General features: G+C 68.0%; 18 protein-coding genes and 1 pseudogene. 14 read left to right on the top strand and 5 right to left on the bottom strand.

Annotated features, from left to right (window positions below; all coding sequences use genetic code 11):
• The first annotated feature begins 77 nt into the window (after positions 1 to 77).
• The 7 genes from pyrR (at position 78) to pyrF (ending at position 8,749) form a co-directional block, all read left to right on the top strand.
• Positions 78 to 641, top strand: a complete 564-nt coding sequence (gene pyrR / locus AC5Y5W_RS12015) for a bifunctional pyr operon transcriptional regulator/uracil phosphoribosyltransferase PyrR (RefSeq protein ID WP_500009711.1) — start codon at positions 78 to 80, stop codon at positions 639 to 641.
• On the top strand, positions 638 to 1,585 hold the full coding sequence (locus AC5Y5W_RS12010) for an aspartate carbamoyltransferase catalytic subunit (protein ID WP_500009712.1): 948 nt from the start codon (positions 638 to 640) through the stop codon (positions 1,583 to 1,585). Before pyrR ends, AC5Y5W_RS12010 begins: the two co-directional genes overlap by 4 nt.
• Entirely contained in the window at positions 1,582 to 2,874 is a 1,293-nt protein-coding gene (locus AC5Y5W_RS12005) for a dihydroorotase (RefSeq protein WP_500009713.1), read from the top strand. Before AC5Y5W_RS12010 ends, AC5Y5W_RS12005 begins: the two co-directional genes overlap by 4 nt.
• On the top strand, positions 2,871 to 3,374 hold the full coding sequence (locus AC5Y5W_RS12000) for a PH-like domain-containing protein (protein WP_500009714.1): 504 nt from the start codon (positions 2,871 to 2,873) through the stop codon (positions 3,372 to 3,374). The genes AC5Y5W_RS12005 and AC5Y5W_RS12000 overlap by 4 nt, the downstream gene beginning before the upstream one ends.
• A complete protein-coding gene (gene carA / locus AC5Y5W_RS11995; RefSeq protein ID WP_500009715.1) occupies positions 3,371 to 4,489 on the top strand; it encodes a glutamine-hydrolyzing carbamoyl-phosphate synthase small subunit in 1,119 nt (372 codons plus the stop codon). Before AC5Y5W_RS12000 ends, carA begins: the two co-directional genes overlap by 4 nt.
• Before the next feature lie 97 nt (positions 4,490 to 4,586).
• A complete protein-coding gene (gene carB, locus AC5Y5W_RS11990; protein ID WP_500009716.1) occupies positions 4,587 to 7,934 on the top strand; it encodes a carbamoyl-phosphate synthase large subunit in 3,348 nt (1,115 codons plus the stop codon).
• Complete coding sequence (gene pyrF / locus AC5Y5W_RS11985; RefSeq protein WP_500009718.1) at positions 7,931 to 8,749, top strand: orotidine-5'-phosphate decarboxylase; 819 nt, start codon at positions 7,931 to 7,933, stop codon at positions 8,747 to 8,749. Before carB ends, pyrF begins: the two co-directional genes overlap by 4 nt.
• A gap of 22 nt (positions 8,750 to 8,771) precedes the next feature.
• Here pyrF and AC5Y5W_RS11980 read toward each other — a convergent pair whose 3' ends face one another.
• Positions 8,772 to 9,179: a TOBE domain-containing protein gene (locus AC5Y5W_RS11980; protein ID WP_156657689.1), complete on the bottom strand. Its 408-nt coding sequence runs from the start codon at positions 9,177 to 9,179 to the stop codon at positions 8,772 to 8,774.
• 614 nt (positions 9,180 to 9,793) lie between these two features.
• On the opposite strand from AC5Y5W_RS11980, the gene mihF reads away from it, so the two are divergent.
• From mihF to metK, 5 genes are all read left to right on the top strand, one after another.
• On the top strand, positions 9,794 to 10,111 hold the full coding sequence (gene mihF / locus AC5Y5W_RS11975) for an integration host factor, actinobacterial type (RefSeq protein ID WP_003932123.1): 318 nt from the start codon (positions 9,794 to 9,796) through the stop codon (positions 10,109 to 10,111).
• 63 nt (positions 10,112 to 10,174) lie between these two features.
• Positions 10,175 to 10,801: a guanylate kinase gene (gene gmk, locus AC5Y5W_RS11970; RefSeq protein ID WP_500009719.1), complete on the top strand. Its 627-nt coding sequence runs from the start codon at positions 10,175 to 10,177 to the stop codon at positions 10,799 to 10,801.
• Between the two features lie 69 nt (positions 10,802 to 10,870).
• Entirely contained in the window at positions 10,871 to 11,200 is a 330-nt protein-coding gene (gene rpoZ / locus AC5Y5W_RS11965) for a DNA-directed RNA polymerase subunit omega (RefSeq protein ID WP_499890324.1), read from the top strand.
• A gap of 36 nt (positions 11,201 to 11,236) precedes the next feature.
• Complete coding sequence (coaBC, locus tag AC5Y5W_RS11960) at positions 11,237 to 12,481, top strand: bifunctional phosphopantothenoylcysteine decarboxylase/phosphopantothenate--cysteine ligase CoaBC (protein WP_500009720.1); 1,245 nt, start codon at positions 11,237 to 11,239, stop codon at positions 12,479 to 12,481.
• A gap of 100 nt (positions 12,482 to 12,581) precedes the next feature.
• Entirely contained in the window at positions 12,582 to 13,793 is a 1,212-nt protein-coding gene (metK, locus tag AC5Y5W_RS11955; RefSeq protein WP_500009721.1) for a methionine adenosyltransferase, read from the top strand.
• A gap of 66 nt (positions 13,794 to 13,859) precedes the next feature.
• On the opposite strand, the gene AC5Y5W_RS11950 is transcribed toward metK, so the two are convergent.
• From AC5Y5W_RS11950 to lipI, 4 genes and pseudogenes are all read right to left on the bottom strand, one after another.
• A complete protein-coding gene (locus tag AC5Y5W_RS11950; RefSeq protein ID WP_500009722.1) occupies positions 13,860 to 15,350 on the bottom strand; it encodes a flavin-containing monooxygenase in 1,491 nt (496 codons plus the stop codon).
• 94 nt (positions 15,351 to 15,444) lie between these two features.
• Positions 15,445 to 15,726, bottom strand: a complete 282-nt coding sequence (locus AC5Y5W_RS11945) for a hypothetical protein (protein ID WP_500009723.1) — start codon at positions 15,724 to 15,726, stop codon at positions 15,445 to 15,447.
• Between the two features lie 198 nt (positions 15,727 to 15,924).
• Positions 15,925 to 16,468 (bottom strand): annotated as a pseudogene (locus AC5Y5W_RS11940) (alpha/beta hydrolase); the annotation flags it as partial.
• Positions 16,452 to 17,390, bottom strand: coding sequence for an esterase LipI (lipI, locus tag AC5Y5W_RS11935; protein WP_500009725.1), 939 nt, complete (start codon positions 17,388 to 17,390; stop codon positions 16,452 to 16,454). The gene lipI and the pseudogene AC5Y5W_RS11940, both read right to left, overlap by 17 nt.
• Here lipI and AC5Y5W_RS11930 point away from each other — a divergent pair.
• Positions 17,389 to 18,111 carry a lysoplasmalogenase gene (locus tag AC5Y5W_RS11930; protein WP_500009776.1) on the top strand — a complete coding sequence of 241 codons (723 nt, stop codon included), beginning with the start codon at positions 17,389 to 17,391 and terminating at the stop codon, positions 18,109 to 18,111. The genes lipI and AC5Y5W_RS11930 overlap by 2 nt on opposite strands.
• Before the next feature lie 75 nt (positions 18,112 to 18,186).
• Positions 18,187 to 20,136, top strand: coding sequence for a primosomal protein N' (locus AC5Y5W_RS11925; RefSeq protein ID WP_500009726.1), 1,950 nt, complete (start codon positions 18,187 to 18,189; stop codon positions 20,134 to 20,136).
• Positions 20,137 to 20,163: the final 27 nt, after the last annotated feature.

Here is a 20,163-nt window from a genome sequence, read left to right as displayed (position 1 = left end):
GCAGTGCTAGGCTGCCGGGCAGTCGACATCCTTTAACGATCCGTCCGGTGAGGCGGAGAAGGAGGTCAAGGTCTCGCATGGGTGCTGCGGGTGACACCGGCACCGGCCGCGAATTGATGTCGGCGGCCGACGTGAGCCGCACCATTTCCCGTATCGCGCACCAGATCATCGAAAAGACCGCGCTGGACGGACCCGACGCGCCGAGGGTGGTGCTGTTGGGCATCCCGACCCGCGGGGTGGCGCTGGCCGAGCGGCTGGCCGCCCACATCGCCGAGTTCGCCGGCGTCGAGGTCGCCTGGGGTGCTTTGGACATCACCCTGTACCGCGACGACCTGATGCAAAAGCCGCCGCGCCCGCTGGAGGCCACCTCGATCCCGGTCGGCGGCATCGACGACGCGCTGGTGATCCTGGTCGACGACGTGCTCTACTCCGGACGGTCGGTGCGTTCGGCGCTCGACGCGCTGCGCGACCAGGGCCGGCCGCGGGCCGTGCAGTTGGCCGTGCTGGTCGACCGCGGCCACCGTGAGCTGCCGGTGCGCGCCGACTACGTGGGCAAGAACGTGCCGACCTCCCGCAGCGAGAGTGTGCACGTACTGATGGTCGAGCACGACGACCGTGATGGGGTGGTGATCTCCCGATGAGCCCGAGGCACCTGTTGGCGGCCGGTGACCTGTCCCGCGACGACGCCACCGCGATCCTCGACGACGCCGACCGGTTCGCCGAGGCCCTGGTCGGTCGCGAGGTGCGCAAGCTGCCCACGCTGCGCGGGCGCACCGTGATCACCATGTTCTACGAGAACTCCACCCGCACCCGGGTGTCGTTCGAGGTGGCCGGCAAGTGGATGAGCGCCGACGTGATCAACGTCAATTCGACGGGATCGTCGGTGGCCAAAGGGGAGTCGCTGCGGGACACCGCGCTGACGTTGCGTGCGGCCGGCGCCGACGCATTGGTGATCCGCCATCCGGCCTCGGGTGCGGCGCATCGGCTCGCGGACTGGACTGCCAGTTCCGAGGGCGGGCCGTCGGTGATCAATGCCGGCGACGGCACCCACGAGCATCCGACCCAGGCGCTGCTGGACGCCCTGACCATTCGTCAGCGGCTCGGCGGCATCGACGGTCGACGGGTCGTCATCGTCGGCGACATCCTGCACAGCCGGGTCGCCCGCTCCAACGTGATGCTGTTGGCGACCCTAGGTGCTGAAGTGGTGCTGGTGGCGCCGCCCACGCTGCTGCCGGTCGGGGTCGCCGACTGGCCGGTCACCGTGTCCTACGACCTGGACGCCGAACTGCCCGCCGCCGATGCGGTGCTGATGCTGCGGGTGCAGGCCGAGCGGATGAACGGCGGCTTTTTCCCCACTGCGCGCGAGTATTCGGTGCTCTACGGGCTCTCCGACCGGCGGCAGGCCATGCTGCCCGGCCACGCCGTGGTGCTGCATCCGGGCCCGATGCTGCGCGGCATGGAGATCGCGTTCTCGGTGGCCGACTCTTCGCAATCGGCGGTGCTGCAGCAGGTTTCCAACGGGGTGCATGTGCGAATGGCAGTGCTGTTCCACCTGCTGGTGGGGGCGGAGGATATCGCAGCGTGAGTGTGCTGATCCGCGGTGTGCGTCGCTACGGCGCGGAAGACCGGGTCGACGTGCTGGTCGACGACGGTCAGATCGCCGCAATCGGCGCGGGACTGGCGATTCCCGATTCCGCCGATGTGATCGACGCCACCGGGCAGGTACTGCTACCGGGATTCGTCGATCTGCACACCCATCTCCGTGAACCGGGCCGCGAATACGCCGAGGACATCGAAACCGGTTCGGCCGCAGCCGCGCTCGGCGGCTACACCGCGGTGTTCGCCATGGCCAACACCAATCCCGTCGCCGACAGCCCGGTGGTCACCGACCACGTCTGGCATCGCGGCCAGCAGGTCGGCCTGGTCGACGTGCACCCGGTCGGAGCGGTCACCGTCGGCCTGGCCGGCACCCAGCTCACCGAGATGGGCATGATGGCCGCCGGCGCCGCACAGGTGCGGATGTTCTCCGACGACGGCAAGTGCGTCTACGACCCGCTGGTGATGCGCCGCGCCCTGGAGTATGCGACCGGCCTCGGTGTGCTGGTCGCTCAGCACGCCGAGGAGCCACGGCTGACGGCCGGCGCCGTCGCCCATGAGGGCCCCAATGCGGCGCGGCTGGGGCTGTCGGGATGGCCTCGGGCGGCCGAAGAGTCGATCGTCGCCCGTGACGCGCTGCTGGCCCGCGACGCCGGTGCCCGGATACACATCTGCCATGCCTCCACCGCCGGCACCGTCGAGCTCCTGAAATGGGCTAAGCAGCAAGGGATTTCCATTACCGCCGAGGTGACACCGCATCACCTGCTGCTCGACGACAGCCGGCTCGCCAGCTACGACGGAACCAACCGGGTCAACCCGCCGCTGCGCGAGACCGCCGACGCCATCGCGCTGCGTCAGGCCTTGGCTGACGGGGTAATCGACTGTGTGGCCACCGATCACGCACCGCACGCCGAGCACGAGAAGTGCGTCGAGTTCGCCACGGCGCTGCCCGGCATGCTCGGATTGCAGACCGCGCTATCGGTGGTGGTGCAGACGATGGTGGTTCCAGGCCTGCTGACCTGGCGGGACGTGGCGCGGGTGATGAGCGAAAATCCCGCCCGCATCGCGCGGCTGCCCGATCAGGGCCGCCCGCTGGAAGTTGGCGAACCGGCGAACCTGACCGTGGTGGATCCGGACGCCAGCTGGACGGTAACCGGCGCGGAGTTGGCCAGCCGATCGGCCAACACGCCCTACGAATCGATGACGCTGCCTGCGGCGGTGACCGCGACGCTGTTGCGTGGCAAGGTCACTGCCCGCGACGGAAAGAGCCCGGCGTGAACTCCGGGACGCTGGTCATCTCGCTGATCTTCGCCGCCGTGTTGGTGGTGGGAATCGCGTTCGTGATCCAGCTGATGATCCGCGGTTGGCGCCGCCGCGGCGAACGGCAGGCTGCGCTGGTCGGCACGCTGCCGCCGGTACCCGACACGGTGGGCGCGCCCACTGTTGCGCCGACACGCGGCATCTACGTCGGTTGCACGCTGGTGCCCAGCTGGCACGACCGGGTCGCGGTCGGCGATCTGGGCTACCGCACCAAGGCGGTACTCACCCGCTATCCGGAAGGGATCATGGTGCAACGCAGCGGCGCCCGGCCGATCTGGATTCCGCAAGAGTCGATCAGCGCCATCCGCACTGAACGCGGCATAGTCGGCAAGGTAACCCCGCGCAACGGGATCCTGGCGATCCGCTGGCGGCTGCCGTCCGGCGCCGAGATCGACACCGGCTTTTGCGGCGACAACCGCGACGACTACGCCCGCTGGCTGCCGGAGGAAGCGTCATGAGTAAAGCAGTGCTGGTCCTCGAGGACGGCCGGATGTTCACCGGGACTCCGTTCGGGGCGATCGGCCAGACGCTTGGTGAAGCGGTGTTTTCCACTGGGATGTCGGGTTATCAGGAGACGCTGACCGATCCCAGCTACCACCGTCAGATCGTGATAGCTACTGCGCCGCAGATCGGCAACACCGGTTGGAACGACGAGGACGCCGAGAGCCGCGGCGATCGAATCTGGGTCGCCGGCTACGCCGTGCGGGATCCCTCGCCGCGCCCGTCGAACTGGCGGGCTACCACCACGCTCGAAGACGAACTGGTGCGCCAACAGATTGTCGGGATCGCCGGCATCGACACCCGCGCGGTGGTGCGGCATTTGCGCAGCCGCGGTTCGATGAAGGCGGGTGTGTTCTCCGGCGCGGCGCTCGCCGACCCCGAGGAGCTATTACAACGGGTGCAGGGCCAGCAGCCGATGCTGGGCGCCGACCTGGCGGGCCAAGTCAGCACCGACGGCAGCTATGTCGTCGATCCTGAAGGGCCGCAACGGTTCACCGTGGCCGCGCTGGATCTCGGGATCAAGACCAACACGCCGCGCAACTTCGCCCGCCGCGGCATCCGCAGCCACGTGCTGCCGTCGTCGACGACCTTCGACCAGATCGCCGAGATCAGGCCGCACGGCGTGTTCTTGTCCAATGGTCCGGGCGACCCGGCCACCGCCGCGCATATCGTCGAGGTGACCCGAGAGGTGCTGGGCGCCGGAATCCCGTTGTTCGGCATTTGTTTCGGCAACCAGATCCTGGGCCGCGCGTTGGGCCTGTCCACCTACAAGATGGTGTTCGGCCACCGCGGGATCAACATCCCGGTGATGGACCATGCCACCGGGCGGGTCGCGGTGACCGCGCAGAACCATGGCTTCGCCCTGGAGGGCGAGGCAGGGCAGCGGTTCGACACACCATTCGGCCCGGCGGTCGTCAGCCATACCTGCGCCAACGACGGTGTCGTGGAAGGCGTCAAACTTGTTGATGGGCAGGCTTTCTCGGTGCAATATCATCCGGAGGCCGCTGCCGGCCCGCACGACGCGGAATACCTGTTCGACCAGTTCGTCGACCTGATGGAGGCCCGGCGATGAGCCCTCTCATCACTACCGCGAGCGTGCGTGTTCCCGCCCGACACGCCGGGCGTGCGGGCGGGAACACGCACGCTCGCGCCAGAAAGGTGGGCAACTAGTGCCGCGTCGCAATGACCTCAACCATGTCTTGGTGATCGGCTCGGGCCCCATCGTCATCGGGCAGGCCTGCGAGTTCGACTATTCGGGCACTCAGGCCTGCCGAGTGCTGCGCGCCGAGGGGCTGCAGGTAAGCCTGGTCAACTCCAACCCGGCCACCATCATGACCGACCCGGAGTATGCCGACCACACCTACGTCGAGCCGATCACCCCGGGCTTCGTCGAACGGGTCATCGCCCAGCAGGCCGAGCGCGGCAACAAGATCGACGCGCTGTTGGCCACTCTGGGCGGCCAAACCGCACTCAATACCGCGGTCGCGCTCTACGAGAACGGGGTTTTAGAGCGCTACGGCGTCGAGCTGATCGGCGCTGATTTCGACGCCATCCAGCGCGGCGAGGACCGGCAGCGGTTCAAGGACATCGTCGCCAAGGTCGGTGGCGAATCCGCGCGCAGCCGCGTGTGTTTCACTTTTGACGAGGTCCGCGAGACCGTCGACGAGCTTGGGCTGCCGGTGGTGGTACGGCCGAGCTTCACGATGGGCGGTCTCGGCTCGGGAATGGCGCACAGCGCTGAGGAAGTCGATCGGATGGCCGGCGCCGGGCTGGCCGCCTCACCGAGCGCAAACGTGCTGATCGAAGAATCGATCTACGGCTGGAAGGAATTCGAACTCGAGCTGATGCGCGACGGCAACGACAACGTCGTGGTGGTGTGCTCGATCGAAAACGTCGACCCGATGGGTGTGCACACCGGTGACTCGGTGACCGTCGCGCCGGCGATGACGTTGACCGATCGGGAATACCAGCGGATGCGGGATCTGGGCATCGCGATTCTGCGTGAGGTCGGCGTGGATACCGGCGGCTGCAACATCCAGTTCGCGGTCAACCCGCGCGACGGTCGGCTGATCGTCATCGAAATGAATCCGCGGGTGTCGCGGTCCTCGGCGCTGGCGTCCAAGGCCACCGGATTCCCGATCGCCAAGATCGCGGCCAAACTGGCCATCGGCTACACCCTCGACGAGATCCTCAACGACATCACCAAAGAAACCCCGGCCTGTTTCGAACCCACGCTGGACTACGTCGTGGTCAAGGCGCCGCGGTTCGCGTTCGAGAAGTTCGTCGGTGCCGATCCGACGCTGACCACCACGATGAAATCCGTCGGCGAGGCAATGTCGTTGGGCCGCAACTTCGTCGAGGCGCTCGGCAAGGTGATGCGGTCGCTGGAAACCAGTCGTGCCGGGTTCTGGACCAAGGCGGACCCGCAAACGGGCGTCGAGGACACCCTGCAACGGCTGCGCACCCCGACCGAGGGCCGGCTCTACGACATCGAGCTGGCGTTGCGGCTGGGCGCCTCGGTCGAGCAGGTGTCGGACGCATCCGGCGTCGATCCGTGGTTCGTCGCACAGATCGCCGAGCTGGTGGGACTGCGGCGCGAGCTGGCCGACGCCGCGGTGCTCGACGTGGATCTGCTGCAGCGCGCCAAGCACAACGGCCTGTCCGACCGCCAGATCGCCGCGCTGCGACCGGAATTGGCCGGCGAGGACGGCGTGCGGTCATTGCGGGGAAGGCTGGGCATCCACCCGGTGTACAAGACGGTGGACACCTGCGCAGCTGAATTCGAGGCCAAGACGCCGTACCACTACAGCAGCTACGAGCTCGACCCGGCCGCCGAAACCGAGGTGGCACCGCAGACCGACAAACCCAAGGTGCTCATCCTCGGGTCGGGCCCTAACCGGATCGGGCAAGGTATCGAGTTCGACTACAGCTGTGTACATGCGGCAACCACGTTGTCGCGGGCCGGCTTTGAGACCGTGATGGTCAACTGCAACCCGGAGACCGTCTCCACCGACTACGACACCGCCGACCGGTTGTACTTCGAGCCGCTGACCTTCGAGGACGTGCTGGAGGTGTTTTACGCCGAGTCCCAGTCGGGCATCGGTGGTCCGGGAGTGGTCGGTGTCATCGTGCAGCTCGGCGGCCAGACGCCGCTTGGTCTGGCGCAACGGCTCGCCGACGCCGGCGTGCCGATCGTCGGAACGCCGCCGGAAGCCATTGATTTGGCCGAAGACCGCGGCGCCTTCGGCGACGTGCTCAATGCGGCCGGGCTGCCGGCACCACGGTTCGGCACCGCGACAACCTTCGAGCAGGCCCGCCGGATCGCTGCCGAGATCGGCTACCCGGTGCTGGTGCGGCCGTCGTATGTGCTGGGCGGTCGGGGCATGGAGATCGTCTACGACGACGAGACGTTGCAGGGTTACATCGCCCGCGCCACCGAGTTGTCGCCCGAGCACCCGGTGCTGGTCGACCGCTTCCTCGAGGATGCGATCGAAATCGACGTCGACGCATTGTGCGACGGCAGCGAAGTCTATATCGGCGGCATCATGGAACACATCGAAGAGGCCGGCATCCACTCCGGGGACTCGGCGTGCGCGCTTCCTCCGGTCACGCTGGGGCGCACCGATATCGACAAGGTGCGACAGGCCACCGAGGCGATCGCGCACGGCATCGGCGTGGTGGGGCTGCTCAATGTGCAATTCGCGCTGAAGGACGACGTGCTCTACGTGCTGGAGGCCAACCCCCGCGCCAGCCGCACCGTGCCCTTCGTCTCGAAGGCGACGGCGATACCGCTGGCCAAGGCCTGCGCGCGAATCATGCTGGGCGCCACCATTGCCCAGCTGCGCTCCGAGAAGCTGCTGGCGGTCTCCGGTGACGGTGCCAGCGCGGCGCCGCACGCACCCATCGCGGTCAAGGAAGCGGTGTTGCCGTTCCACCGTTTCCGCACCGCCGACGGGTCCGGAATCGACTCGTTGCTGGGCCCTGAGATGAAATCGACCGGCGAGGTCATGGGCATCGACCGCGACTTCGGCAGCGCATTCGCCAAAAGCCAAACCGCCGCCTACGGTTCGTTGCCGGCACAGGGCACGGTGTTCGTGTCGGTGGCCAACCGCGACAAGCGGTCGCTGGTGTTCCCGGTCAAGCGGCTGGCCGACTTGGGCTTTCGGGTGCTGGCCACCGAAGGCACCGCGGAGATGTTGCGCCGTAACGGTATCCCCTGCGACGAGGTGCGCAAGCATTTCGAACCGCCGCAACCGGACCGGCCGCCGCTGTCGGCAGTCGACGCGATCCGCGCCGGTGAGGTCGACATGGTGATCAACACGCCCTACGGCAACTCCGGGCCTCGCATCGACGGCTACGAGATCCGTTCGGCGGCAGTGGGAATGAACATCCCTTGCGTGACGACGGTGCAGGGCGCCTCGGCTGCCGTCCAGGGCATCGAAGCGGGAATCCGCGGAGACATCGGCGTGCGCTCGCTGCAAGAGCTGCACAGCGCCATCGGCGACCATCGACCATGACCGGATTCGGCGCCAAACTGGCCGAGGCCAGGTCGCAGCGCGGACCGTTATGTCTTGGTATAGACCCGCATCCTGAACTGTTGCGCAGATGGGATCTGCCGCTGACACCCGACGGTTTGGCGGCGTTCTGCGATACCTGTGTGCAGGCGTTCGCCGGATTCGCCATGGTCAAACCGCAAGTGGCGTTTTTCGAGGCATATGGTGCCGGCGGATACCAGGTTTTGGAGCGCACGATCGGCGCACTGCGTGCCGCTGGTGTGCTGGTGCTGGCCGACGCCAAACGGGGTGACATCGGGTCGACGATGGCCGCCTACGCCGAAGCGTGGCTGGGCGAGTCGCCGCTGACGGCCGACGCGGTGACAGCCTCGCCCTACCTGGGATTCGGTTCCCTGCAGCCGCTGCTGGACACCGCGGCGACCCGCGAGCGGGGAGTGTTCGTACTGGCCGCGACGTCCAACCCGGAAGGTGCCGGCGTGCAGCGGGCGATGAGCGGCGGTCGCACTGTTGCGCAGACCGTGGTCGACGACGTCGCCGCGTGGAACCGGACCCGCCAGCCAGCTTCGGTCGGGGTTGTCGTCGGCGCCACGCTGGCCGAGGTACCCAATCTCAGCGACCTCGATGGACCGGTGCTGCTACCTGGTATCGGCGCCCAGGGCGGCCGGCCCGACGCGTTGTCGCGCCTGGGTGGGGCGAGCTCAAATCAGCTGTGGCCCGCGGTGTCGCGCGACGTGCTGCGGGCCGGACCGGACGTCGTCGCTCTCCGCGCGGCCGGCGAGCAGATGCGCGATGCGGTCGCATACCTGACGGCGCGCTAGCGCGCACCCGCCTTGCGTCTGGTTAGGCGGACTGTCCGGGTGTTTCGACGATCACGGTGGTGGCCTTGACGACGGCCACCGCGACGCTGCCAGGCTCCAACTCCAACTCGCGAGCGGCCTCGGCGCTCATCAGGGATACGACCGTGAACGGTCCGCATTGCATCTCGACACGGGCCATCACCTTGTCGGTCTCCACTTTGGTGACCAAGCCGACAAAGCGGTTGCGTGCCGAACTGCCGACGCCCAGCGGGTTTGGCGGCTGTAGCGGCGCGTTGGTCCGCGCGAATTCCGCCAAGACGTCGCCGGCGATCACCTTTCGGCCGGATTGGTCGTGGCTGACGGACAGGGTGCCCTGGTCGATCCACCGCCGGACGGTGTCGTCGCTGACCCCCAGCAGCTCGGCGGCCTCACGGATCCGCATCGTCGGCACGAACCGATCCTATCCTGTGCGACTACCGGCGACGTGGCTTGTACGCACGCCTGTGCGACGTAGGGCATCGCTATAACCGCAGTTGGCGGGTGGTCGGGGGAGCGGCTGCGGTACGTCGGACCCGCACGCCGGCACAAATCCACCGCTTACTACAGAGCGTAGTAGCTCCCGCCGCATGCCCCGAAACGCGGCATCCCGCCGCCCAGAGCCCGGTAAACGCCGAGAGCCGCGTTGCCGGCCCCAGCGCGACGCGCCGCGCGACACGCGCGACACGCCGTGACGTGCGTAATTGTTCGAATTTCGGGTTGTCAGCACCTTTTGAGGCCGTCCCGACCCTGCGGCCCCGCCCAGTATCAGGCTGGACCGATAGCCCAAAGCCCCTGCTAGACAGCCGGATCCGGGCTCCGCTTACGAAGCGGTAGCTCGTCGGGACGGTGCCTGGCCAAGTCGCCGCGCGACCTGCCGAAGTACCGCCGCACCGCCCCGCACGCTGGGCCTTTGTAGCTCTAACCAGGGGGGCGGGTTAGATTTCGTCTGGCACCGTGAGTACGGTCGTCTCCGCTGGCTGGAGTACCCGGCTGAGATAAACCAAAGATCGATGAGACGGAGGAATCGTGGCCCTTCCCCAGTTGACCGACGAGCAGCGCGCGGCCGCGTTGGAGAAGGCTGCTGCCGCGCGTCGAGCACGTGCCGAGCTCAAGGACCGGCTCAAGCGCGGCGGCACCAACCTCAAGCAGGTGCTCAAGGATGCTGAGACCGACGAGGTTTTGGGCAAGATGAAGGTATCTGCGCTGCTGGAGGCGTTGCCGAAGGTAGGCAAGGTCAAGGCGCAGGAAATCATGACCGAGCTCGAAATCGCACCGACCCGCCGCCTGCGTGGGCTCGGCGATCGTCAGCGCAAGGCACTGCTGGAAAAGTTCGACTTCTCCTAACCCGACGACGATGCGGGCCGGAGGGCCTGAGCACCAGTCGGGCGAGTTAGTTGAGGGGAGTCGGTGACCGCCGACGGAGGACCGGGCGGCCAGCGCGACGAACGACTGCGGCCGCACGCCGCAGGACGGATTGTCGTGCTGGCCGGTCCCTCCGCGGTCGGCAAATCGACGCTGGTCCGCTGCCTGCGTGAGCGCATCCCCGACCTGCATTTCAGCGTGTCGGCAACGACTCGGGAACCCCGTCCAGGCGAGGTCGACGGTGTCGACTACCACTTCGTGACGGCTGCGCGATTTCAGCAGCTGATCGACGAGGGCGCGCTGCTGGAGTGGGCTGACATCCACGGCGGGCTACACCGGTCCGGCACGCTGGCCCAGCCGGTCCGAGAGGCCACCGAATCCGGCCATCCGGTGCTTATCGAGGTGGACCTGGCCGGAGCGCGCGCGGTCAAGCAGGCGCTGCCAGAGGCGATCACTGTGTTCCTGGCGCCGCCGAGTTGGGAAGTGCTGGAGGCCAGATTGGTCGGCCGCGGCACCGAGACCGCCGACGTAATCCGTCGTCGGCTTACCACCGCGCGGACCGAAATGGCAGCTCAGGGTGATTTCGATGAGATCGTGGTGAACAGTCGATTGGAAACTGCCTGCTCGGAGTTGGTATCCTTGCTGGTGGGCACCGCGCCGGATACGGCGTGATCCGCCATCTAGAGCCGATTCACCACCACACATTGTCCGCCGCTCTACGCCGCCAGGAGAAAGACTTACGTGAGCACCCCGCAATCCGACGCCCAACTTGCCGCCGTCTCCACCATGGATCAGCTGGATCCGGCGTCCGGCGCGGTCGGCTACGACACGCCGCTGGGCATCACCAACCCACCCATCGACGAGCTGCTGGACCGCGTGTCGAGCAAATACGCGCTAGTGATCTATGCGGCCAAGCGCGCCCGGCAGATCAACGACTACTACAACCAGCTCGGTGAGGGCATCCTCGAGTACGTCGGGCCGCTGGTCGAGCCGGGGCTGCAGGAAAAGCCGTTGTCGATCGCGATGCGCGAGATCCACGCCGACCTGCTCGAGCACACCGAAGGCGAATAAGACGGTCAGGCGCCACGGCATGCTCGAAGAGCGGGAGTGATGGACCGCAAACGGATCGTCGTCGGCGTTTCGGGTGGCATTGCCGCCTACAAGGCGTGCACCGTGGTGCGCCAGCTCACCGAGGCCGGCCATCACGTGCAGGTCATCCCCACCGAATCCGCCCTGCGCTTCGTCGGGGCAGCGACCTTCGAGGCGCTCTCCGGCCAGCCGGTGCGCACCGGCGTCTTCGACGACGTCCCGGCGGTGCCGCACGTCGCGATCGGCCAGCAGGCCGATCTGGTCGTCGTCGCGCCGGCCACCGCCGACCTGCTGGCCCGGGCCGTCGCCGGGCGGGCCGACGATCTGCTCACCGCGACCCTGCTGACCGCGCGATGTCCGGTCCTGTTCGCGCCCGCCATGCACACCGAGATGTGGTTACATCCGGCCACCGTCGACAACGTCGCGGTTCTGCGCCGTCGCGGTGCAGTGGTACTGGAACCCGCGTCCGGGCGGCTCACCGGCGCCGACAGCGGCGCCGGCCGGCTGCCCGAGGCCGAGGAGATCACCACACTGGTCCACCTGCTGCTGGAGCGGCACGACGCGCTGCCCTACGACATGGCCGGCTGCCGGCTGCTGGTGACCGCCGGGGGCACCCGCGAGCCGATCGACCCGGTGCGCTTCATCGGCAACCGCAGCTCGGGAAAGCAGGGCTATGCGCTGGCGCGGGTGGCCGCCCAGCGCGGCGCTGAGGTGACGCTGATCGCCGGACACACCGCCGGGCTCATCGACCCCGCCGGCGTCGAGGTGGTGCACGTCAGCTCCGCGCAGCAGCTGCGCGACGCGGTCTCCAAGCACGCACCCGACGCCCACGTGCTGGCGATGGCCGCGGCCGTCGCCGACTTCCGTCCGTCGCAGGTGGCGACCGCCAAGATCAAGAAAGGCGCCGAGGCGCCGCCGGTCATCGAACTCGTCCGCAACGACGACGTGCTGGCCACCGCAGTGCGGTCCCGCGCCGACGGCCAACTGCCCAACATGCGGGCCATCGTCGGGTTCGCCGCCGAGACCGGCGACGAGAACGGCGACGTGTTGTTTCACGCCCGGGCCAAGCTGCGCCGCAAGGGCTGCGACCTGCTGGTGGTCAACGCCGTCGGCGAGGGTAAGGCTTTCGAGGTGGACAGCAACGACGGTTGGTTGCTGAGCTCCGACGGCACCGAGACAGCGCTGCAGCACGGCTCCAAGACGCTGATGGCCAGTCGTATCGTGGACGCAATCGCCACCTTTCTGCAGGGCGGCAGCGGGTAGGCGCGTTATCGTGTGACGCCCGGCCCCGCAGGCCGGACGACGGACATGGCGATATACTTCGCCTAACTAACATTTTGTGGAGAATGGGAAGGATCTGGGTGTGAGCGATAAGGGTCGGCTGTTCACCAGTGAGTCGGTAACCGAGGGCCATCCCGACAAGATCTGTGACGCGATCAGCGACTCGGTGCTCGACGCGCTGCTGGCCGACGATCCGAGGTCCCGGGTGGCGGTCGAGACGCTGGTCACCACCGGCCAGGTTCATGTGGTCGGGGAGGTGACGACGACCGCGAAGGAAGCGTTCGCCGAGATCACCAACACCGTCCGCAGTCGCATCCTCGACATCGGTTACGACTCATCGGACAAGGGCTTCGACGGGACCACCTGCGGTGTCAACATCGGCATCGGCGCCCAGTCGCCCGACATCGCCCAGGGCGTCGACACCGCCCATGAGACCCGCGTCGAGGGTGCGGGTGACCCGCTGGACGCGCAAGGCGCCGGTGACCAGGGCCTGATGTTCGGCTATGCGATCAAAGACACCCCGGAGTACATGCCGCTGCCGATCGCGCTGGCGCACCGGCTGTCGCGCCGGCTCACCGAGGTTCGCAAGAACGGCGTGCTGGACTACCTCCGGCCGGACGGTAAGACCCAGGTCACCGTCCAGTACGACGGCGCCGTCCCGGTGCGGCTGGACACCGTGGTGCTGTCCACCCAACATGCCGACGGCATCGACTTGGAAGCAACGCTGACCCCGGACATTCGCGAGAAGGTCGTCAACACGGTGTTGTCCGACCTTGCGCACGACACCATGGACACCTCCGACTGCCGGTTGCTGGTCAACCCGACCGGCAAGTTCGTGCTCGGCGGGCCGATGGGCGACGCCGGGCTGACCGGCCGCAAGATCATCGTCGACACCTATGGCGGCTGGGCCCGCCACGGCGGCGGCGCGTTCTCCGGCAAGGATCCGTCGAAGGTGGACCGCTCGGCGGCCTACGCGATGCGCTGGGTGGCCAAAAACGTCGTGGCCGCCGGGCTGGCCGAGCGGGTGGAGGTGCAGGTCGCCTACGCCATCGGCAAGGCCGCCCCGGTGGGATTGTTCGTCGAGACGTTCGGCACCGAGACCGTCGACCCGATCAAAATCGAGAAGGCCATCGGCGAGGTGTTCGACCTGCGGCCCGGCGCGATCATCCGCGACCTCGACCTGCTGCGGCCGATCTACGCGCAGACCGCCGCCTACGGCCACTTCGGCCGCACCGACGTCGACCTGCCCTGGGAGCGGCTGGACAAGGTCGACGCGCTGAAATCAGCTATCTAGCGGCGAGCAGACGCAGAATCGCATGCGAAACGCCCGCGCAGTGCGATTCTCTGTCTGCTGGCGTACCTAAGCCGTGAACCGGTAGTCGTCGAGGTCGAAACGACGGCTGCGCCAATAGGCCTCGACGGTAGTAGTGGGCCGCAGCGGCACATCGCCGTTCTTGTCGAAGTAATAGCTGTTGGCCTGCCGGCAGCTGTCCTGCCAGAACACCTGGCGGTGCCGACGTCGCATCATCTCGGCGAAGTACCGGTCGTTGGCCTGCTCGGTGACTTCGACGCGGATCGCGCCGTCGTGACCGGCCCGCTTCAGACACCGCACGATGTGGTGTGTCTGCGCTTCGATCAGCGCGAAATACGATGACCCGACATAGCCGTAGGGGCCGAACACGCTGAACAGGTTCGGGAAGCCGGGAATGCTGACCCCTTCGTAAGCCTGCAACCGGTGCTCGTCCCAAAACTGGCTCAGCGAGCGCCCGCCGCTGCCGCTGACCGCGAACGTCGGCACGCTGTCGGTGTCCATCACCTTGAAGCCGGTGGCCAGCACCAGCACGTCGATCTCGTGGCTGTCGCCACCCGTGATGGCCACCGACGACGGCGTGATCTTGTCGATCGGCTCGGTCACCAGCCGGACGTTGTCGCGGTTGAACGTCGACAGATAGCTGTTGTGGAAGCCGGGCCGCTTGCAACCCACGGCGTAACGGGGTGTGAGCTGTCCACGCACCTCCGGATTCTCGACCTGTTGGCGCAGATAGGCCCGCCCGGCCCGTTCCATCCACCGGGCCATCGGGAATACCGTGAAGTACTGCGCCGGGATCGGGAAGGTCGCCTCGACATAGGCTTGGCTGGCCCACCGCTGAACCGCCTTGCCGCCCGGGATCCGCATCGCCCAGCGCGCCGGCTTGGGCAGCGGCACGTCGAACTTCGGAAAACACCAAATAGGTGTGCGCTGAAAAACGGTGAGCTGCTTGACGATTGGCGCGATCTCCGGAATCACCTGAACGGCCGAGGCGCCGGTGCCGATGATGCCGACCCGCTTACCGCTCAGGTCCTGCTGGTGGTCCCAGCGCGCGGTATGCATCGTGATGCCGTCGAACGAGTCGACGCCATCGATGTCAGGCAGCTTGGGCACGGTGAGCACACCGCTGGCGTTGATCAAAAACCGCGCGGTGACCACGCCGCCGGGATCGGTGTGCACCTGCCACAGCGCCTGCTCGTCGTCGAACTCCGCGGACAAGACCTTGGTGTTGAACCGGATCTTGGGCCGAATGCGGTACTTGTCGGCGCAGTGTTCGGCATAGGCCTTCAGCTCGTTGCCCGGTGCATACGTTCGCGACCAGTCGGGCCGCTGCTCAAACGAGAACTGGTAGGAAAACGACGGAATGTCCACGGCGATACCGGGATACGTGTTCCAGTGCCAGGTGCCGCCGACGCCGTCGCCCGCTTCGATCACCAGATAGTCACCGAGTCCGGCCACGTCGAGTTTGATGGCGGCGCCGATGCCGGAGAATCCGGCGCCGACGACAAGGGTGTGGTAGTCGGGCTGCGTACTCGTCGTCATGCCCGCCGCTCCCGACGATGCGCGCCCCATGCGGTGATCATGCAGCAACTCTATGAGCTACGACGTCGGCCCGTTGCGGACCTGCGGGATCAACTCATGCTTGGTCAAGCAACACGAAGTGGGCGCCCTCTTCGTCCACTCGTGCGTCCAGCACCTTGTCGTCCAAAAACTCGGCGACCCGCGGTTCGAGGAACACCCGGGCGCCCTCGCCCTCCACGACCTGGTCGCCGTCGCCTGGCCCCTCCGTCGCGCTGAGCTGCAAGGCGTTCTGTTCATCCGCGGTCGACGCGATCCGCAGCCCGGCAACCTCCGGGACGTTTGGGTCGGTGGTCACGGCCTTGACGGCCTGGGCCGCCGCGGGTGTCAGTACAAGCATGATTCGGCTCCTGTTCGACTGTTCGACGTTCGTGTGCACCGAAGTCGCCCACTGTAGTGGCGGATGGGTACGCTCGCATCGACCCAGGCCAGGAACGGTGACGCCCTATCCGTGCAGCGCCTTCTTCAGCGCGGCCAGCCCACGGTTGGTTGCCTCGGCCGCGGCGGGGACCAACAGCGCGAAGCTGACGAAGCCGTGCACCAGCGTCGGCCCGCCGTGGTCACGGGCCAGGTGCGCCATCACCGCCGACAGGTTGCCGCCGGCGGAGTCGCCGGCCACGGCGATCCGCTTCGGGTCACCGCCCAGCTCGCCGGCGTGCTCACCGACCCACTGCAATGCGGCCCAGCAGTCGTCGACCCCGGCCGGGAACGGGTGCTCGGGCGCGAGCCGGTAGTCGACCGAGACCACGATGGCCTCAGCGCCCAGGGCATGCAGGCGGGGCAACCGGGTCGTGGGTGTTCAGGTCGCCGATCGACCATCCGCCGCCGTGGTAGAAGACGACGACGGGCAGATCGGTGTGCTCGGCGTCCGGCGGCCAGTAGATGCGCACCGGGACACCCGCCCCGATTGTGCGTTCCTCGATCCGCAACTGCGGCAACATCTCTGGCGGAGCCTGCAATTGGCGCAGCTTTGCCCGCGCGACTTCCACACCGTCGCCGGCAGTGAACGTCAGCGATGCCGCGTCCAGCAGCGCCTTGAGGGTGGGGTCTATCTCGGGGCGGCGATCATCGGTGAAGCCCATTGCGCAGCGCCGCCAGTCCACGGTCCGTGGCCTCGGTGGCAGCGGGCACCACAGCGGCGTAGGCGACGTAGCCGTGTACCAGCGTCGCGGCGTTATGCACCTCGACGGAGACACCGGCGGCGCCGAGCAGCTCGCCGTAGCGCAGCCCGTCGTCGCGCAGCGGGTCATGTCCGGCGACGGCGATGTACGCCGGTGCCAAGTTCGCCAGATTCTTCGCCCGTCCCGGCGCCATCCCCGCTGGCGGCTCGCGTAGGTCGACTTCGCCTGCGTACCAACGGGAGAACGTGGCGACGGCGTCGCGGCCCAGGACCGGCGCCGCGGCGTTTTCGGTGAACGACGGCAGCGACGAATCCCACAGCGTGGACGGGTACCACAACAGCTGGAAGGCGATCGGCGGGCCGCCTTCGTCGCGAGCGCGCTGTGCGATCACCGCGGCGATGGTGCCGCCCGCCGAGTCCCCGGCCACTGCTAACCGGGTGACGTCGGCTCCGAGCTCGTTGCCGTGCTGGGCGACCCATTGCGTTGCGGCCCAGGCATCCTCAATGGCCGCGGGATAGGGGTGCTCGGGTGCCAGCCGATAGTCCACCGATACCACGACCGCCTCGGCGCCGACGGCGTGCTGGCGACAGGTGCCGTCATGGGTGTCCAGATCGCCGACGACGAAGCCGCCGCCGTGGAAGTACACCACCACCGGCAATACGGCATCCGTTGAGGGCCAATAGATTCTGATGTCAATACGTCCGTCAGGGCCGACGATGGTGCGGTTGTCGACTCGCAGCTCCGGGTGCACGGAACGCCGCGGCAGGTCCCGAAACCGTTTCCGGGCTGCCTCGAGCCCGTCGTCGAGCGATAACCGGAACGGCACCTTATCCAGTACCTTCAGCAGAATGGGGTCGATAGCAGAACCGGTGTCGTCGGGCATGCAGACACCGTACGCACCGCGCATGGTGAGCGGCGCCTGGGTGCTCGCCGGCTGGGCAGGGGTCGGTTACGGGTTATTTCTGACAGTGACGGCACTACGTTCGCTGCCGGGCGCCGAACTGACCGGGCGGTTCACCGGCCAGCCGATAGTCAAAGCCTCGATGGCGCTGCTACTGGTCGGCGCGGCAGTTGCGCATCCGATTGTCAGCGAGCGGCGCTGGCTGATGCCGGCGCTGATGTTTTCGGCGATCGGCGACGTGTTGTTGGCCATCCCGTGGTGGCCGATGTCGTTCGTGCTGGGGCTGGCGTCGTTCCTGCTGGCGCACCTGTGTTTTCTGGGGGCGCTGGTCCCGCTGGCGGCCCGGTCCCTTCCGCGTCTGCTGGCGGTCGCGGCGACGTGCGTAGCGTGTCTGGCGCTGCTGGTGTGGTTCTGGCCGGGGCTGGCGCGCGAAAACCTCACGGTGCCGGTGATCCTCTACATGGTGGTGCTGGGCGCCATGGTCTGTGCTGCGCTGCTGGCGCGGCTGCCCACGGCCTGGACCGCAGTGGGCGCGGTGTGCTTTGCGGCATCGGACGCGATGATCGGTATCGGCCGGTTCGTGCTGGGCAATGAAGCGTTGGCGGTGCCGGTCTGGTGGACCTATGCGGCAGCGCAGATCCTGATTACGGCCGGTTTCTTCTTCGGCCGCTCTCCCGCGAGCGTGCGCAAATCCGGGAATTAGCGCGGCGTGTCGGCCGGGGACACGCACGCTCGCGGGAGTAGGCGGCAGCCCGCGGAGCATGAACCCATCGCCCGGGTGCTGCCCCTGTTGACGGTGCCGCATCTGGACCGCGAATTCGACTATCTGGTCGCAGCCGACCAGTCCGACAACGCGCACCCCGGGGTGCGGGTACGGGTGCGATTCCACGGCCGACTGGTCGACGGATTCGTCTTGGAACGCCGCACCGACACCGATCATGTCGGCAAGCTGGCCTGGCTGGACCGTGTCGTCTCGCCCGAAGTGGTACTCACCGGGGAGACCCGTCGACTCGTCGACGCGGTCGCTGCACGCTACGCCGGCACTCGAGCCGACGTGCTTCGGCTGGCGATACCGGCCCGACATGCCCGGGTAGAACGCGAAACGGCAACGCCACCAAGCCAACCCGTGGTTAAGCCGGTCGATCCGGCCGGCTGGCAGGTCTATGGTCGCGGCGGCCAGTTTCTGGCTGCGCTGGCCGAGTCGCGCGCCGCGCGCGCGGTCTGGCAGGCGTTGCCCGGTGAGCGCTGGACCGACCGGTTCGCCGAGGCGGCCGCGCAGACGGTGCAGGCCGGTCGGGGAGTGTTGGCGGTGGTGCCCGATCAGCGCGACGTGGACGAACTGTGGCAGGCGGCGACCGCGCTGCTTGATACGGCCAGCATCGTGGCGTTATCGGCCGGACTGGGACCCGCCGCACGCTATCGGCGCTGGCTGGCGGCGCTGCGCGGCAGCGCGCGACTGGTCATCGGCACCCGCAGCGCAGTGTTCGCCCCGGTGACCGACCTGGGTCTGATCATGGTCTGGGACGACGGCGACGACACGCTGGCCGAACCGCGGGCCCCGTATCCCCACGCGCGCGAGGTGGCGATGCTGCGTGCGCATCAGACGCGCTGCGCGGCGCTGATCGGCGGCTATGCCCGTACTGCCGAAGCGCATGCGTTGGTGCGCAGCGGATGGGCCCACGACGTCGTCGCGGCCCGCCCGGTAGTGCGGGTTCGTACCCCGCGGGTGGTCGCACTCGAGGACGGCGGATACGCCGACGAACGCGACCCGGCGGCCCGCAGCGCGCGGTTGCCTTCGGTTGCCTTGCGGGCCGCGCGTTCCGCGTTGGATGCCGACGCGCCGGTGCTGGTCCAGGTACCCCGCCGAGGTTATGTGCCGTCGCTGGCCTGCGGACGCTGCCGCGCGATCGCACGATGCCGGCACTGCACGGGCCCTGTGTCGCTGCCCGATACCGGTGCTGCGGTCTGCCGCTGGTGCGGACGCGCCGATGCCGCACTGCGGTGCCCGCGGTGCGGCTCGACCGCGCTGCGTGCGGTCGTCGTCGGCGCCCGGCGCACCGCTGAGGAACTCGGCCGGGCATTTCCTCAGACGACGGTGATCACGTCCGGTGGTGAGGCGGTGGTGTCGGAAGTCGCCGACCGCGCGGCCCTGGTGGTCGCCACCCCGGGAGCCGAACCGCGGGCGGCCGGCGGCTACGGCGCGGCGCTGTTACTGGACAGCTGGGCGCTGCTGGGTCGGCAGGATCTGCGCGCGGCCGAGGACACCCTGCGGCGCTGGCTGGCCGCCGCGGCGCTGGTGCGTGCCCGCGGCGACGGCGGGGTAGTGGCGGTTGTCGCCGAATCGGGGATTCCGACCGTGCAGTCGCTGATCCGGTGGGATCCGGTCGGGCACGCCGAAGCCGAGTCAGCGGCCCGCGCCGAGGTTGGGCTGCCGCCGAGTGTGCACATCGCCGCGCTCGACGGCAGCACCGTCGCGGTCGCTGCGCTGTTGGACCACACCCAACTGCCGGGCGGCGCCGAGCTGCTTGGCCCGGTCGATCTGCCGGCCGGCGCGCGTCGCCCGGCGGGCACCGCCGCGGACCTGCCGGTAGCCCGGATGTTGGTGCGGGTGCCGCGTGAGCAGGGTTTGGCGCTGGCAGCGGCACTGCGCCGGGCCGTCGCGATGCTCAGCGCCCGGCAAGACCACGAGCCGGTGCGCGTGCAGGTCGATCCATTGCACATCGGCTGAGCGGATTCACCGGCTCAACTGGGTACT

The sequence above is a fragment of the Mycobacterium sp. NGS51 genome, assembly GCF_059812525.1.
This window is presented reverse-complemented; position numbering and strand designations above follow the sequence as displayed.